The 14540-nt window shown below is 66.6% G+C and carries 11 protein-coding genes and 3 pseudogenes; 8 read left to right on the forward strand and 6 right to left on the reverse strand.

The genetic code is table 11. The annotated features are described in order from the left end of the window. Window positions 1–462 precede the first annotated feature (462 nt). Together ACZ4SA_RS19690 and ACZ4SA_RS19695 are read left to right on the forward strand one after the other, a co-directional pair. Window positions 463–756, forward strand: coding sequence for a Dabb family protein (locus ACZ4SA_RS19690; RefSeq protein WP_468276027.1), 294 nt, complete (start codon window positions 463–465; stop codon window positions 754–756). Between the two features lie 27 nt (window positions 757–783). After that, window positions 784–1494 (forward strand): hypothetical protein, encoded by a 711-nt coding sequence (locus tag ACZ4SA_RS19695; protein WP_468276029.1) that lies wholly within the window; start codon window positions 784–786, stop codon window positions 1492–1494. Between the two features lie 286 nt (window positions 1495–1780). On the opposite strand, the pseudogene ACZ4SA_RS19700 reads toward ACZ4SA_RS19695, so the two are convergent. After that, window positions 1781–2253 (reverse strand): annotated as a pseudogene (locus tag ACZ4SA_RS19700) (transposase); the annotation flags it as partial. 318 nt (window positions 2254–2571) lie between these two features. Between ACZ4SA_RS19700 and ACZ4SA_RS19705 the strand changes: the two are divergent. Further along, window positions 2572–2997 (forward strand): annotated as a pseudogene (locus tag ACZ4SA_RS19705) (transposase); the annotation flags it as partial. On the opposite strand, the gene ACZ4SA_RS19710 reads toward ACZ4SA_RS19705, so the two are convergent. Together ACZ4SA_RS19710 and ACZ4SA_RS19715 are read right to left on the reverse strand one after the other, a co-directional pair. Beyond that, on the reverse strand, window positions 2976–3956 hold the full coding sequence (locus tag ACZ4SA_RS19710; RefSeq protein WP_468276031.1) for a DNA polymerase Y family protein: 981 nt from the start codon (window positions 3954–3956) through the stop codon (window positions 2976–2978). The pseudogene ACZ4SA_RS19705 and the gene ACZ4SA_RS19710 overlap by 22 nt on opposite strands. 5 nt (window positions 3957–3961) lie before the next feature. Further along, window positions 3962–7414, reverse strand: coding sequence for a DNA polymerase III subunit alpha (locus ACZ4SA_RS19715; protein ID WP_468276033.1), 3453 nt, complete (start codon window positions 7412–7414; stop codon window positions 3962–3964). Window positions 7415–8964: 1550 nt separating this feature from the next. Between ACZ4SA_RS19715 and ACZ4SA_RS19720 the strand changes: the two genes are divergently transcribed. The 3 genes and pseudogenes from ACZ4SA_RS19720 to ACZ4SA_RS19730 all read left to right on the forward strand — a co-directional run bounded on the left by ACZ4SA_RS19720 (window position 8965) and on the right by ACZ4SA_RS19730 (window position 10270). Continuing rightward, entirely contained in the window at window positions 8965–9228 is a 264-nt protein-coding gene (locus tag ACZ4SA_RS19720) for a helix-turn-helix transcriptional regulator (RefSeq protein ID WP_405893120.1), read from the forward strand. A gap of 280 nt (window positions 9229–9508) precedes the next feature. Next, window positions 9509–9769 (forward strand): annotated as a pseudogene (locus ACZ4SA_RS19725) (DUF6083 domain-containing protein); the annotation flags it as partial. A gap of 93 nt (window positions 9770–9862) precedes the next feature. Continuing rightward, window positions 9863–10270: a hypothetical protein gene (locus ACZ4SA_RS19730; RefSeq protein ID WP_468276036.1), complete on the forward strand. Its 408-nt coding sequence runs from the start codon at window positions 9863–9865 to the stop codon at window positions 10268–10270. Between the two features lie 53 nt (window positions 10271–10323). On the opposite strand, the gene ACZ4SA_RS19735 is transcribed toward ACZ4SA_RS19730, so the two are convergent. Then, the gene (locus tag ACZ4SA_RS19735) at window positions 10324–10524 is read right to left on the reverse strand and encodes a hypothetical protein (protein ID WP_468276038.1); all 201 of its coding nucleotides are present in this window, start codon (window positions 10522–10524) and stop codon (window positions 10324–10326) included. Window positions 10525–10591: 67 nt separating this feature from the next. Between ACZ4SA_RS19735 and ACZ4SA_RS19740 the strand changes: the two genes are divergently transcribed. Next, complete coding sequence (locus ACZ4SA_RS19740; RefSeq protein ID WP_468276041.1) at window positions 10592–10765, forward strand: hypothetical protein; 174 nt, start codon at window positions 10592–10594, stop codon at window positions 10763–10765. Between the two features lie 9 nt (window positions 10766–10774). Continuing rightward, entirely contained in the window at window positions 10775–12232 is a 1458-nt protein-coding gene (locus ACZ4SA_RS19745; RefSeq protein ID WP_468276043.1) for a UvrD-helicase domain-containing protein, read from the forward strand. Between the two features lie 43 nt (window positions 12233–12275). On the opposite strand, the gene ACZ4SA_RS19750 is transcribed toward ACZ4SA_RS19745, so the two are convergent. Continuing rightward, window positions 12276–12725, reverse strand: a complete 450-nt coding sequence (locus ACZ4SA_RS19750) for a hypothetical protein (protein ID WP_403466450.1) — start codon at window positions 12723–12725, stop codon at window positions 12276–12278. Continuing rightward, entirely contained in the window at window positions 12722–14431 is a 1710-nt protein-coding gene (locus ACZ4SA_RS19755) for a site-specific integrase (protein WP_468276046.1), read from the reverse strand. Before ACZ4SA_RS19755 ends, ACZ4SA_RS19750 begins: the two co-directional genes overlap by 4 nt. Between the last annotated feature and the right edge of the window lie 109 nt (window positions 14432–14540).

Here is a 14540-nt window from a genome sequence, read left to right on the forward strand (position 1 = left end):
AAGGCTGGGGGAAATCCTTAGACACTGCCGTGCGCCGATTGCGAAAATGAGGAGGTGCTACCGCCAAAGACGCAAAGTGGCGCCTGCGGCACTGCCCCCCAGGTGCACTGCAGACGGTCCACAGCTAGGGATCGAAAGGGAAATGCGCTCCGACCACCCACATCCACAGTCTCCGCATAGCAGATCCATGTAGCGCGAAACGGACATTAGCTCATACAGTAGTCAACCGAATTTTCCCTGACGCTAGCTGGCGTTGTCGGGTAATGTCAACCACCGCAAGTCCGCCGCTTGAAGGTCCACTACAACCATAACCTGGAGCAGTGCCCCTCCCGCTGAAATGGAACCCGGGCGTCCGCCTTCCCTTCTACCGCACCCAGAGTCCACCCGGTCTTCCTGAAGCTACGGGTAAATGTGGCGGCATTTCCGAAGTTTCCATGAAAACGCATTCAAGATGGAGAAGCAGTGATTCGACATGTCGTTCTGTTCAAGTTTGACGTCGGCGTAAGCTGGGACGACCCGAGATTCCTCGAAGCAGAAGCGAACGTCCGGGCCCTTCCGAACGAAATACCAGAGATTCTTGAATGGGAATGCGGGCGCAATCTGGCTCAACGAGAGATTGCATATGACTATGCCATCATCGGCGGCTTCAAGAATCAGGCGGACGTAGAAACTTACCTTTATCACCCAGTGCATCGGCGTGGCGTGGCAGAGTGGCAAGAATTCTCCACCTGGGTGATTACGGATTTTGAGTGGTGATCGCAGAGACCCAGCGCATCACGGTGCATGAAGACTGGTTTTCTCGTGGCCGCGACGCGCTCCGCTCGTTTCACGGAGAGCATTCCTCTGAGGACGGTGAATTTATTCTTCATGGAACTGAAAACAATGAATGATCTTAAGCCTGCTTTTCGCGCAGAGTTCGATCACGCTCTTCGGTCCCGTTCTGCCGCCACGCTGGCAGACGACCCTGCCGGCCTCACGTGCTGTGTGACGGTGGGAATGGAGTGGGCCGCCCAAGGCCGAGCAAGTACGTTGCTGGGCTACCCGACCTTCGAGAAGGCCGCAGAGAGAGTGAAAGCGGGCCACCACGATGCGCTTCTGGTGGCCGGTGCCTACCCTGAGATCCGACGGTTCTTCTTCGACCCCGCTCTGCGGGCGGTCGAGGCCTTCGTTGCGCCGCTGCCGGACATGGTGCTGGCTGTTCCGTCGCGGAACGCTCAACGGCCCACCGGCTTTTCGAAGATCTACCACCATCCGGCCACCGTCCGGTTGCTGGCCTCGCTGTCCCTCGCGGACCACGTGAAGGCCGAGCCGGTAACGTCGAACAGCGTTGCGTGTCGCCGTGCCGTCGCTGACACCGGACACACTGTGGCGATCACCAATGCGACCTGTGCGGAGCACTACGGGCTTGCGATTATCGACGTTCTCTCCGCCGGAACCCCCATGAGCTTCGTGGTCTTCGAGCGGGAGGACCACGTTCGTGAGCCCCGGGGGTGATCCTCCAGCCGCACGCCTGGCGGAAGCACGCACATGACGCGCGGTGGCGACTGCGCGAGCCCGTCAAGCGATCTGCGTGGGAACGCGTCACCCACGACGGCGAGGCGCGCACCACATTGGCGCGGCGGCGGCGAAGAAGCCGATCCGGCGTTGGCTGCCAACACCGGGCGAGTGTGTCGGCTGAGCGACTCCTCCGTGCGCCTTCGGGCGCATCGCCGGGCCAGGACGCGCCACTGAGCGTGGGCGACCCTAGCCCGGCACCGGGCGCGCGTTCCAGACCGACCATCGCAGCGGCGTCCTGCTTCTCGGAGTGCGCCAGGACGAGGACCCCATCGATGTCCGCGATCACCTGTCCGACTAAGTCCGGCGCCGCGTCACCGGCCAACCTCCAGACGTGTTCGCGTACTTCGGCTCGGGCCGTACGGAGCGCGGCCAGAACCCGCATCCCTCCTGCGGCCGACTGCCGATCAGGCGGGAGACCGTCAGGCGGAGGCCATCGGCCCTGAACACGCCCGGCTCCGCCCGCAGCATGCCGACGCCGGCCAGGCAGTCCGCGCCCAGCGCGACCGCGAGGGCGACGTCCAGGAGGACCTTCCTCGGGTCGTGGAAGGTCCGGTGCTTGCGCCACGGAGCGAGCGCGGCGGATATCGCCTGATCAAGGCCGGTCTTGCGGATCGTCTCCACCAGCAGGACGGAGCCGGCCTGGGAGACCACCCCGCGGCCGCCGCCCTCGACACGGACAGGCGGGTACGACCCGATACGCTACTTCACCTGAGAAGTGCTTCTCTCCTCGCAACCAACGGGACCCTCAGCAAGTCCTATCGTTGCAGATCAGGAGCACTTCCCGCGTTTTGGTCAAACCTCGGACAGTCCGCTTCATGTAGGGGCGGGGACTGGCGCGGTGGCGGAGTGCGTGCGGTTCTCCCGCACACGGCTCACCGACGCCGTTCACCACCGGCATTCGGCCCACCTCGCCAGTCCCGAAACGGTCTGGGTGCAACAACGGTTCCGTGCAGGGCGATCAGTCCCAGGGAGTCCTCGGCGGCGAAGGCAACAACCGCCCAGCCGAACTTCCTGGTGCGCAGGTGCTTCTTGGCGAGGAACCTGTCCGACGGGCTGTGGGCGTTGATCGAGCCGCTGGTCACCGCGTGGAAGCAGGAGCGGGTGCGCGGTCGGCTACCGGGGGACCCGGGATCCTGCGGCCTGCGTGAGGTAGTGAACGCGCTGCTCTACCAGAACCGGACGGGCTGTCAGTGGCGGCTCCTGCCGCACGCCCTCCCAGCCTGGTCGGCGGTGTTCTACTACTTCACCCTGTGGCGCCAGGATGGCCTTGACCAGCGGATCCAGGAGATCCTGCGCTGCCAGGTGCGGGAGCGGTCCAGACGATTAGAGGACCCGTCCCTGGTGATCATCGACACCCAGTCGGTCCGCGTGGCGGCCGGGGTGCAACAGCATCGAACCCCCGGCGAGGTGCGCAGCAGTCAGTCCGCCAGAGTCGCTGGGCGGATGGCCCCGGGTCCAAAGCGGCGGCGGGCGCGGTCGGCGGCGGCTTCGGCCACGCGGGCGCGATCGTCGCCCGGATCCATGGAGAGTTGGTGGTAGGCGCTGTCGGCCGGCAGCAGTGCGTCGGCACGGATCACGAAGGCGCGAACTCTCGCCCGCTGCAGCCCAAGGGCGTTCAGCAAACCCAGGGCGGTTGCCGCAAGGGCGGGTGAGTGGTTGGTGGGTTCCGGCAGCGTGCGCGTACGTGTGGTGGAACTGCTGTCGGCGTACCGCACGGTGAGGGTGAGCCGACTGGTGATCCGGCGTTCGCCGCGCAGGCGTTGGCCTATCTGGTCGGCGAGCCCCAGGACTGCTCGGTGATGCTGTGCCGGGTCGAGACAGTCCCGCTCCAGCGCCAGGTCAGCGACCAGATGCGCCGCAGGTTCCCCCGGGGTGACCAGGCGTGGGTCGTGTCCACGGGCGCGCTCGACCAGCAGCCGGGCGGGACCTGCGCCGAGCAGTCGCTGCAGGGTTCCGGCGGGCAGATCGACGACCTGCCCGATGGTGTGCAGGCCGTATCTGCGTAGCGTCTCCGCTGTGGTGCGGCCGATCCCGGGCAGGGCAGTGACCAGCCGCGGATACAACCAGTCGGCCGCTTGACCCATCGGAACACAGGTGGTGTCTCCCGGTGCAGAGGCGTCGGCGGCCATGGCCGCCAGCATGCGGTTGCCCGCGAGCCCGGCGCTGCTGTCAATGCCGTACAGCGCCTTCAGCCTGATCTTCGCCAACTGGACCACGTTGTAGGGAGACAGATCGAAGTACCGGAGCGCCGATGTCAGGTCCAATTGCACGGCGTTGGGCGGGACGGCCTGGACATGAGGCGTGACGCCAGACATCAGTTCGATTACATCGGCGTACTGATCCCCGGTCAGCACGGCGTGCAGGTAAAGGTGGGCAATGTGGCGCTGCCGCGTGGTCATCCCGTTCATCCCGCGCTCCCGGGGCTGCGGTGGCCGAACTTCTTCAGGTCGGCGGAGCGGGTGCCTGCGGGCTGGAGGTCGGCGTAGGGGTGGAGGCGGGCGCCGGTGGTGCCGTTGGCCAAGGTGCGCTGCGGCTGGGCGGGGGTCGGGTGCGGGCGGCTCTCGCCGAGGAGGGCGAGGGCGGCCTCGGGGCCGTTGTCGCGGCGGGCGGCGGCGATCTCGTCCAGGTCCCAAGCCATGGTGCCGACGACGGTACGGCGGGTGCCGCGCACCTGGACCGCGCCACGCACCAGCAGCAGCCCGCTGTGGAAGACGGTGTGCGCGCAGGCGGGATGGGAGTCCTCGAAGAAGGCCAGGTCGACCAGGCCGGAGCCGTCCTCCAGGGTGACGAAGATGACGCGCCGGCCGCTGGCGATCGGCGGGGTCTGGGTGGAGGCCCGTACACCGGCGACGAGAACCTGCTGCCCGGCGCGCAAGCTGGCCAGGTGTGCCGCGTCGGTCGCGCCGATCTCCCGCAGGAGGCGGTGGTGGTGCTCCATCAGGTGCTTGGAGACGTCGATGCCCAGGGTGCTCAATTCCGCGCTCAGGGCTTCGCGTCCGGTCATCTCTGGCAGGCCGCTCGGCTCCGCTCCGCCAACAGCGTTCGCGTCGATGGGCAGTTGCCCCTCGTGCGCAGAACGGGTGCGGGACTGCCGGTGCAACTCGGCGATCTGGAGCAGAAGATCACGCCGAGTGAGGCGGCCGTCGTGGAGGCAGTTCAGGGCACCGACCTCGGCGAGGCGTTCGGCGACCGGTCTGCTGGGGCGTGCCCGCTGCCAGAAGTCCGACAGCGATCCGTATAGCTGCCCCTCTTCGATCCGAGCACACTCCTCCTCGCTGATGCCGTGCACCGCGGACAGCGCGAGCCGCACGCCCCACTGGTCTCCGTCGGTCTTCTCCACGGTGTGCTTCGCCTGGGAACGGTTGATGTCGACGGGCAGGATCTGTACGCCGCCCCGGCGGGCGTCGGCGACCAGGACCCGCTTGGGCCACATACCGGGGTCGTGTTCCAGGAGGCCTGCCAGCAGGAACGCCGGGTAGTGCGCCTTGAGCCAGGCGCTCTGCAGAGCCGGTACAGCGAAGGCGACCGCATGCGCCCGGCAGAAGCCGTAGGCGCCGAAGGCCTCGACGGTCTTCCAGACCTCGTCCCGGACCGCCGCACTGTAGCCACGCGTGCGTGCCAGGCCGTGGAACCACTCCCTGATCTGCGGCAGCCGCTCCTTGTCGCCGAGCGCTCGCCGGGCGATCTCCGCCAGCGCGTAGTCGCAGCCGGTCATGACCGACAGGGTCTCGATGATCTGCTCGTGCCAGATGGTCACGCCATAGGTGTCGGCGAGCACCGGCTCCAGGTCCGGATGGGCGTACGACGGTGTGCCGCCATGGCGGGCGGCGATGTAGCGCTCGGGCATGCCGCCGGCAACCGGGCCGGGGCGGAAGAGGCTGATGTCGGCGATGACGTCCTGCGGGTTGCGCGGCTGCAGCCGGGACAGCAGGTCTTGCTGGCCGGGCGACTCCAGCTGGAACAGGCCCAGGGTCCGGCTGTCCTGGATGAGCTTGAATGCGAAGACGTCATCGAGCGGCACCTGCTTCGGGTCGTCCAGATCGATGCGGTTGCCGGTCACCCGTTCGATCTCGGTGATCGCATGAGTCATTGAGGACAACATCCGGACGCCCAAGACGTCCAGTTTGATATTGCCCAGCGCCTCGATCTCCTCCTTCGCGGCCATGGCCATGGGGTAATCGCCCTGTGGGGTGGGTTGCACCGGCAGTCGGTCCAGGAGGGTGGCGTCGCTGATGACCACGCCGCAGGGGTGCATGGCCATGCCGTGGACCAGGGAGTCGAGGCCTTCGGCGAGCTCCCACAGCGAACCGTAGCGGTGCGCCTCGGCAGCCAGTTGGCGCAGTTCGGGCAGTTCGGCGAGGGCGCCGGTGATGTCGGCAGCGCGGAGGTGCGGGAAGCTCTTGGCGATCCGGTCTACGTCCGCGGGTGCGATGCCGAGGGCCAGGCCGGTGTCACGCAATGCCCGGCGGGCACGGTAGGTCTCGGGCATCGCGGTGACGGCGACCCGTTCCTTGCCGAACCGGTCGAAGATCGTGTCGTAGCACTCCAGCCGTCGGGCGGATTCCACGTCGATGTCGATGTCGGGCAGCGAGGCCCGGCGCACGCTGAGGAAGCGCTCGAACAGAAGACGGTGATCGAGCGGGTTGGCGGTGGCGATGTCCAGCGCGTGGCAGACCATCGAGCCGGCGCCGGAGCCGCGGGCCGCGACCCGGATGCCCTTTGCCCGGATGTCGGCCACGACCTGGCCGACGGCGAGGAAATACGAGTCATAGTCCAGCGCGGAGATCACCTTGAGTTCTTCGTCCAGCCGGTCGAGCGCCCTTCGGTCACGGTCGAGGCCGCGTCGAACCATGCCCGCCTCGCACCGCCGCCGCAGCAGCTGCGCGGCTGCGCCCGCTCGGGGCTCGGCGCCGAACAGCGCCGGTTCCGGGAAGTGCCGGGCGCCGAGCCCGAGGTCCGCCACCGGATCGACGGTGCACTCGGCCGCCGTGGCGGCAGTGTCCGCTACGAGGCGGCGGGTCCGCCGAATGTCCCCTCCGGCACATTCGGCGATCATTCGCGCGACGGTTTCCATTCCTCGCTCGCCCTTGAGCCAGCGCTGTCCGCTGTCCAGGCGACGCCGGTCGATCGGCCTCAGTAGTCGTGCAGCGTCCAGGACGTCGGCGAGGCGGTGCTGGTCGGGGTCGGCGTAGCGGACGGCGTTGGAGAGCACGGCGGGGGTGTGGGCGCGGTCGGCCAGGGCGAGAGTGCGGGCGGCCAGACGCAGGGATCCCGGACCGATGCCGAAACGTTTCTGCGCAACGGCTTCCAATCGGGCCCCCATTCCGAAGATCTCCTTCCAGGGCGCCAGCAACTTCATCGCGACGTCCTCCCGGCCCACCGACAGCGCCCGCACAGGCTCTGAGAGCGGTCCGAGCAGCACGGTCAGGCCGGGCCCGCCGTACTCGCGCAGCGCCTCCCACGACACCACCGGCGCTGTACCAGACACAGCACCGACGTGGGCGGCCGACGTGATGCGGCACAGCCGCGCCCAGCCCGCCCGGTTCTGTGCGAGCAGCACGAACCGCAGCGGCGGCTCGACAACGTGTGCACCGCCACGCGCCGGGGCGCGGCGGCGCTGGGCGGCTGGCGAGGGCACAAGGGCTTCTACTGCCAGATCGACGCCGAAGAGGGGCCGGATCCCGTCCTTCGCGCAGGCCTGCGCGAACCGGACGGCGCCGGTGACCGTGTCCCGGTCGGTGAGCGCGAGCGCGGACATGCCCCGCCCGGCCGCCCGCCGGGCGAGCTGCTCGGGGTGAGATGCGCCGTAGCGAGCGGAGTAACCGGACGCGACGTGCAGATGAGCGAAGCCCGCCATGCCGCACCTCCATCACTCCACCCCTTTTCATCCATAAGCCCGATATGCTCATCGTACGCTCGTTCGATTACTCTAACCCCATCAGCCCCGGTCAGCGACTAGATTCGAACACATCAGCGATTCTTTGGCGAGGTGAGCAACGAACGAAACAGGCACCACCCCGTCACTTCCGCAACCAGGCAGCACAGTTGGGAAAATCACCCCTTCGACGCACCTCACGCAGGCGTGATGCAGTAACTCAGGACGGGGCGGACGGGTAACGGTTTGCAGCCGACCGACACCTTTCGTAACGAATCAAGCACCGGGGGGTCGCGTCAGCCCTCGGGACTCACACCGCCGCCCGATCGGCCGACCGCCTGCTGGCACCGACCGCCCATCGGCAGCAGCTCCCACCACAGGTCTCCTGAGGCAAGGGCCACGCCCCAGGAGGCGAGGGATGCCGCCATTCGGTCGAGCACTGGAAACAGAGCCGCAGGGATGAGTCCACACTCACGCGCGATCCGGTCCGTCTCAGCACACCCTCGACCGGTAGATGGGTCCGTGTGTGCCGCAAGGCAGAGGACGGTCAACCGCACAAGGGGGTCATCAGTGCCCGCACAGCCGCCTTTCGCCATGCGCAGCGCCCAGTCAGCAGCACTCCTGCGGTCTGGGCGTGCGGGGGCAAACAACATTTCGTCGAGGATCTGGGCAACCACTACCCTGCTGGCAGAGCCCGGGGCGGTCGGCGTTCTACGGAGCCACCGCGCCTGCTCCAGTTCGCTCCACGGCAGCGGATCATGACCGAGGCGAAGGCTGCGCAGGACTCCAGTCGGCAGCCGGACCCGTCCTTGAGAGTCCATGCGTAGTGCGCACTGCACGGCGAGCAGCCGGGCCCCAGCCCCGGTGCGGATTGGCAGGGCTGCGGCCAGGTAACTGAGCATCTCCCGGACCCGAATCTGGTCGCCCGGCCCCCTGGGCCGTCGCTTGCGGCGCCGCGCGACACTGTCCGACGACGTCACCGCCGCACGCAGGAAGGTTTCCGGAACCATGGCGGCCTGCTCCGTCACCGACGCACAGGCCGTACACGCATCGGCGAGGCGCCAGAGCCGTCCACCCCGCTCACGCGCCAGAAGCAAACGGATAGGACCGGCGCAGCCACGGTGCCGGGGGTGCCAGCGACAGCCTCGTTCATGGCACTGACAGGTGCGCAGGTATGTCGGCAGAACGTCACGCCGAGCATGTCCAGCCAGATGCTCGAGCGCCGCGGAGCGCGCGGATACGGCAGCGAGCAGCGCGCCCTGGTGGTCGCACTGCTGACACACAAGCTGCGGCCCGCCAGAACTGGGCCGCAGCTCCACAATCCAGGCACGCCGCGCCGTCGGGTGTGTTGTGCGGAGCCTCATAGGGCGCGCGCTCCTCCCAGTCCTGTCCCGCGCCGTTGTCCGCTCAAGAGAGAGCGACGGCCGCACACGGTAGTGCAGACATCTGCCCTCTCGCCCGCGCCACCACCTGGGGAAATAGGGCAGAGGTCTGCACTGACAGGGCAGGGGTCTGCCCCGTCGGATGGTCAAGTGACGATCTTTCCGCCCGATCCGGACTTCGAGGCACTCCGCCTGGAGCTCGCGCGCCTGCGGGCGGCCCGAGGATGGAGCTATGACGAGCTCGCCGCCCGTAGCGGCCTCGCCAGACGGACGCTTATCGAGATTGAGCAGGGCCGGACGATCGGGACTCTGAAGACCTGGCATGCCCTCGCGCACGCCCTGAGCACCCCGCTCGACGAGCTCTTCGCCACCTTGTGCAACGGACACGAGCCCCCCGAGAAGGTCGACGGCTGACAGCCCTCGGGGGCGGCAATCGCCAACCGCCCGAATGGGTGGCCCGATAAGAACGCGCGAGCGCATTCCCGAATGTCAGTCTCACTTGATGCGGCAGTCCGAGGGACACCTGCGGTAGTGACGCCGGTTGAATGGCGTGTCGGCTGGCAGGTTCACCCGCATGCGATCTACACCCCCTTCCCCACGTCGTTGGGATGGCAGCTTCGTCCATGTCCGCGCGAGGCGTTCTCTGCGCGTAGGCGGCGATAGTGCCAGCCGTTTGTTGTAGTGCGGTCAGAGTGACCGCTGCCGGGATTGCGGCAACCGAGTCGAGTGGTACCACCGCACCGGCGAGCGGCCCATCCGCCTGCATCCTCAGGAGTTGCCTGCCGAGAAGGTGCCCGCTACCTGCCACTGGCACGTCAGCTGCGGTGTCGCTAATCCGGCAGGCGACGGATGCGGCTGGTGCCGCCTGCCGCACGCCATTCTGTGCCCCGCCCGCGACGCCCTTCCGCTCGTACCCGAACTGGCAGGATTGCGACCTCTGGCGGTCTGCAGCCGGCGCCTGATCGACAGCGGAGCATTCGTTTCCCGTTCCGCCCTGTCGAACACCGAAGCCCCACCGACGACTACCTGCCGGCCGACCCGTCCTGTCGTGCAACTTCTGTACGTGCGCTACCTCGCCAACCGACCGGTGGACGAGATCCAGTGCGTCGCGCAGACCCGACGCCGCCACCGCTGCACGAGTCCACTGCTCACACCTGAGACCTGGGCGGGCGTGTGGACTCTCGTGCCCACCATCACAACGCACGGCCAACTTCCTTTGCCCGGCGCGGCAATGGCTGTCTACACGCTCACCGGCCTGCCTTATGCCGAGCAACTGCGGTGGAGGGCTCAACGCTGCCCCGAGCACGCCGTCACTCCCACGGCCGCCGATGTGACGGTGACCGAGTGGGAGCCCTTCGATCCGCTCATCCACCACGAGCACATCCACACCCGGCTACCGACACTCGCCCGACCTCATGGGCCTGCCGGCCGGAGCAGGAGGGCCGCGCAGTCGTGACCGCGCATCATGCGATTGAGATCACCCTGACCCGGCCCGCCACCGACTGTGAGCTACATCGTGCCCGTCGTCTTGTAACTCTGGCCAGTAACGCCGACCACACCCGACTGCTGACTCTGCAGCGCGCGAAGACTCCTGGGCGCGCGCTGCGAGCACTTCGGCATCGACTCGTTGCTGTGCTGCCCCTCGATGTACTGACCAGTCATTACCCGGACCGGCAGGGCCGGGCCCTGCTGAACTTCGCTCTCAGCCACACTGCCCGCCCTACGACAGACTGCGGCAGCCTGCGGTCAACGGCCCCGGGACTTCCTGAGAAAGACCGTGACCGACACTGTTGCTCGGCACGAAGAAGAGCGCGCCCGCCATCTGGCGACCCAGTTGGACGCGCTGCTGGCACAACACACCCCAGAAGAACTGCTGCTCTGCGCAGCGAACACTCTCCTCAGCCATCACAACCGCCGACCAGGCGGCAAGCCTTCCGCCACCTCTTCCTGAGGAGCCTTTGTGCCCACACCGACCGACGAGCAGGTCCAAGCCGCCGACGTCTTCCAAGCAGGACGCCATCTCGTCCTGCAAGCGGGAGCCGGAACGGGCAAGACCACGACGCTCACGATGCTCGCCGCCAGCACCAAACGACGTGGCCGCTACCTCGCCTTCAACAAGGACATCGCTCGCGACGCCGCCACACGCTTCCCACGTACGGTGACGTGCAAGACTGCCCATGCGACCGCATACGCAGCACTCGGCCACCGTTATGCCAGCCGACTCAACGGCCCCCGCCAGCCTGCCTGGAAGACCGGCCAGGCCCTCGGCATCACCCGGCCGACCCGCATCGGCGAACACGAGATCAGCCACAAGACGCTCTCCCACACAGTGCTACGCACCGTGACGCGCTTCTGCTACTCAGCCGACCGCGCACTGGCCCGCCACCATGTACCGCAACTTCGCCGCCTGGCGACGAACGCCGAACACCTCCAACTCGCCGACGCAGTCCTGCCGTTCGCAGCCAAGGCTTGGACTGACCTGCAAAACCCGGACCAAGGCGCGGTCCGCTTCGAACACGACCACTACCTGAAGATGTGGGCCCTGACCCAACCCAAGATCGAAGCGGACTTCCTCTTCCTCGACGAAGCCCAGGACACCAACCCCGTACTGGAACAGGTCTTCAACACCCAGCGCGCCCACGCCCAACTCGTCATGGTCGGCGACTCTGCCCAGGCCATCTACGGCTGGCGTGGCGCCCGCGACGTGATGACCGACTTCGACGCCAACGCCCTCATGCTGTCGCGTTCCTTCCGCTTCGGCCCCCTCCTCGCCGCCGAGGCCAACCGCTGGCTCGAACTCGCCGACGCGCCAATCCGCCTGACCGGCAGCGAGGTCATCCCCACTGAAGTCGGCGACATCGCCCACCCAGATGCGGTGCTGTGCCGCACCAACATCGGCGCCATGGCTGAAGTCATGCGACTCCTGTCCGAAGGCCACCGCGTAGCACTCACCCGTGGTGGGCACACGCTCGCCGCACTGGCGCTGGCGGCTCGCGATCTCAAAGAAGGACGTCGCACCAACCACCCCGAACTCGTCCTCTTCTCTTCCTGGGGCGAAGTACAGGACTACGCGGTCCACGACCCCGCCGGCGGCGACCTCCAGCCCTTCGTCGACCTCGTCGACACGCACGGTCCCGATGCGATCCTCGCCTCGGTCGATGAACTCACGGACGAGGAGCATGCCGACGTGACCGTATCCACGGCTCACAAAGCGAAAGGACGCGAATGGTCCACGGTGAAGATCGGCGACGACTTCCCGCCTCCCAAGGACACTGACCAACTCGATGCTCAGGGACAGCCGGTCCCGGAACCGATCACCGACACCGACGCCCGCCTCGCCTACGTCGCCGTCACACGCGCACGCCACCGACTCGACCTCGGTGGTCTCTCCTGGATCAACGCCCATCCAGTGGGGTAAGCACGCTCTCCATAATCGGCGAGCATTCTTCAGTAAGGATTGATCACTTCTGACCTGGAACCCTCCCGACGAGCGGTAGAACCGCGCCACTGACGTTCAGCAACTCCCGAAGCCTTTCGATCTCGTCATGCTGGGCAGCCAGTCGTGACAGAGCCAGCTCACGGAAGCTGTCGTGCTCGGTTTCCTTCGCCTCGCTGACGGCCAATCGCTCCTTCAATTTCGCGATCGACTCCTTCAAGCGGGCGATCTGCGCGTCCCTCGGGTCGGGGATCGCCCCGCTTTCACGTAGGGCGGCCAACCTGCGCTCAAACTCATTGCGCAGATGCTCGTACGGGCGACCGCTGTAGAATGCGGCCCGCGCCACTTGAGCTTCGGCCGCCAGAGTCTGTACGTCACACCTGCCACCGGCTGGAATCTCGCCTCGCAGCAAGCGATCCATGGCGGCGCGGATTCGGTCCTCGTTCTGCCGCCTCTGCTCGGCCGTGATCCTCACGTCTCCGCTCCTGCGGCGTCGATTTCTGCCAAGACCCGCTGAGTCCGCTCCAGTTCGGCCTGCTGGCGCGGGCCCTCCAGCTTGCGCGTGACACCGAGCTGCCCGAGGAACACCTTCTGCTTACGTTCGTGTTCGGCCCATACAGGCCGATGTCGCTGATGATGGGTCGCCTGCGGGCAGCGGGCCGAGTCGCACATCCCGATCAAGGGCTGATCCGCGTCCGTGGAGCCGGCCAGGATCAGACAGAGCGCCCGGGAAGGATCAGCGAACCAACAGTAGTTCGCCAGCCCAACGTGGAGGATGCTCGCGCGTTTGCGCATCAGCCCCAAAATTTCTGTGTCGTTCATGAGCACATTCGTCTCGTCCGCCGCGTGCTCCTTCACAAGCTCGTCGATGTACTCGAAGAACGTCACAAGTTCAGTCGCTCCCCGTCCGGCGGGCATGATTCCGTCCTGGAAGTTCGCGAACTCCTCCACGAGGATCTCCACGTTGCGGGTCTCCTCCAGACTCTGAACCTCGGCAAGGAACTTGCCCTGGGCGCCACCCGGACGGCGTGTGTAGCCCTCGGTCGTGGTCGCATGCAGATGTTTCAGTGCAAACTTCGTCGCCATCAGCCCGTGCGGCCGGTATGCCATCTCCACAGCGAGCGTCCGCCGCAGCATCCTCAACGTGACCGCGCCGTCCGGGATCGGATCAAGCCCCAGACGACGTCCAGCGTGCCCGTTGACCCAGGCGCGAAACTGATTGGACCATGAGTCAAAGGCGAATCGTCCGAAGATTCGGCCGGCCCGCTCACGGGTGGGAGTCACAGCTGCCGCAGTCCTCATAGCGTCCCACACCTCCTTCACCACGACCCACTCGTCGCGAACTCCGCCCAACTTCTGCCCCTTGATCAGTTTCCCCTGGACGCGATAGCGAAAAAGCCCCGGAGCACGCTCTTCAGGCGGCAAGCAGCAATCACGCTTGAATTCCATCAACTCACACGACCGCATGCCGGCCACAGCAGCCACCACGATCACCGCTGCTGCCCAAACCAGCATAGACATCTGGAGAGCGACGTCCCGAGGGGATACCGGCTCTGTCCAAGGAACCTCGCCCTCTCCGTCTGCCCGTCTGATGAGTTCCGCGTCTCGTCCGTAGGGGTACTCGATTCCTACTTGGGCTACGGCTTCCTCGAAGAACGGCCGCAACTTATCGAGCCAGGGGCGACGGAACTGCCGGAAACCCGCCTCCCTCGCCAGATGCGACAACGACAGCAGCAGCAACGGATCCTCTGCTGACCAGCCATCATTGAGCCGTTCAACGACCTTTGCGACGTAGACCTGAGGGAGCGGCATCCCGGACCGGACGTACCGCTGGAGAAGCTGTTGGAACTCCCGGATCGGCGGCTTTCTCGGGTACCGATTCCCAAAGGCCGGCGCCTCATCGGGTACCTGCTTGCGCAGCTCGATGATCCGCGGCGCGATGTGCTCCGTCACATATAGAGCGGCGGCCACCAACGGACGCAGCAGTTCGTCTCCCACCTCGGGAGTACGGTTCGCCGTCCACACATCCGAGGTTCCGTCAACAGTGCCCGGATGCCTGCCCTTCCAGGGGAGGTAGCCTTCCGCGTAGGTGTCATCCGGGAAGAGATCGCCATAGAAAGCCAGCTCGATGACCGGTCTGGTTGCAGCACGCACCTCACCGTCTCCAGATGTGCGCACCACGGCGCCAGTCTTACCAGGGTGATTGCAAAGTCTGAGGTTCTGGGGGCGGTGCTGGTCAGCTGAGTCCGAGGAGGGCCAGTGGCCGTTCGAAAGGGCGGAGAGACATCTC

Source organism: Streptomyces sp. NPDC027962 (assembly GCF_055566095.1).

Excerpts from the sequence above, each read along its gene's own strand:
- ACZ4SA_RS19695 (WP_468276029.1), top strand. The coding sequence starts at position 784 with ATGAAGACTGGTTTTCTCGTGGCCGCGACGCGCTCCGCTCGTTTCACG.
- ACZ4SA_RS19710 (WP_468276031.1), bottom strand. The coding sequence starts at position 3,956 with ATGACCACGCGGCAGCGCCACATTGCCCACCTTTACCTGCACGCCGTG.
- ACZ4SA_RS19715 (WP_468276033.1), bottom strand. The coding sequence starts at position 7,414 with ATGGCGGGCTTCGCTCATCTGCACGTCGCGTCCGGTTACTCCGCTCGC.